Origin of the sequence: Streptomyces sp. URMC 123 (genome assembly GCF_051386515.1) — a bacterium.
In the GTDB taxonomy this organism is placed as follows: Bacteria; Actinomycetota; Actinomycetes; order Streptomycetales; family Streptomycetaceae; genus Streptomyces.
The window spans coordinates 1-1,216 of record NZ_JBPQTV010000625.1 but is presented as its reverse complement, the minus strand read 5'-3'; the positions used below and the strand labels follow the sequence as shown (position 1 = coordinate 1,216).

The window sequence follows — 1,216 nt, the reverse complement described above, 5'->3', positions numbered from 1 at the left end:
GGCAGGGGCAGGGGCAGGGGGATGGCAGCGGCCCGGTCGCGGTGGCGCTGGACGACCCCGCCTTCCGCGAGGAGCTGAGCGGCCGGCCGGACACCGACCCCACCGACGCCGAGCGGCTGCGCCCGCTGAGCCCCGACCACCCCGCGTACGTCATCTACACCTCCGGCTCCACCGGCGACCCCAAGGGCGTCGTCACCCTGCACCGGAACGTGGCGAGCCTCTTCGCCAACCACCACCGGCAGGTGTACGAGCCGGCCGCCCGCGCCGTCGGCAGGCGGCTGCGCGTCGGACACGGCTGGTCGTTCTCCTTCGACGCCTCCTGGCAGCCGCTGATCGCGCTCTTCGGCGGCCACACCGTCGAGATCCTCGACGAGGACACCCGGCGCGACCCCTCGCTCCACCTGGCCTGGCTCACCGAACGGAAGATCGACTTCATCGAGGTGTCGCCCTCGTTCTACGGCCAGTTGGCCGCGGCCGGCCTGGTCACCGACGGCCACTGCGTGCTCGCCGGCCTGGGCGTCGGCGGCGAGGCCGTCCCCGACGCCATGTGGCAGCAACTGCGCGAGCTGCCCACCACGCGCACGTACAACTTCTACGGCCCCACCGAGTGCACCGTCGACGCCGTCGTGGCCGAGACCCGCGACAGCGACCGGCCGGTCATCGGACGGCCCATCGGCAACACCCGCGCCTACGTCCTGGACGCCTTCCTCAACCCGGTGCCCCCGGGCGTGGACGGCGAGCTCTACCTCGCCGGCAACGGCGTGGCCCGCGGCTATCTGCGCCGCCCGGGAGTGACCGCCGGACGGTTCGTCGCCGACCCCTTCGGCGCGCCGGGCAGCCGGATGTACCGCACCGGCGACGTGGTGCGCTGGACCGCGGACGGACAGCTCGACTTCACCGGGCGCACCGACGACCAGATCAAGATACGTGGCTTCCGGGTCGAACTCGGCGAGATCGAGGACGCCCTCGGCCGCCACCCCGAGGTCGCCCAGTGCGTCGTGGTCGTCCGCGAGGACCGCCCCGGCGTCAAGCGGCTCTTCGGCTACGCGGTGCCCACGCCCGGCGCGGCCCCCGACCCGGCCGCCCTGCGCGCCCACCTCACCACCGCCCTGCCCGACTACATGGTGCCCGCGGCCGTCACCGTCCTGCCCGAGCTCCCGCTGACCACCCACGGCAAGCTCGACCGCGGCGCCCTGCCCGCCCCCGTCATCACCTC

The 1,216-nt window shown here is 74.2% G+C and carries 1 protein-coding gene; it reads left to right on the top strand.

Going from position 1 to position 1,216, the window contains the following annotated elements; translation table 11 throughout:
- A partial coding sequence (locus ACSNOD_RS31290) for an amino acid adenylation domain-containing protein (protein ID WP_436770455.1) occupies positions 1–1,216 on the top strand: 1,216 nt, incomplete at both ends.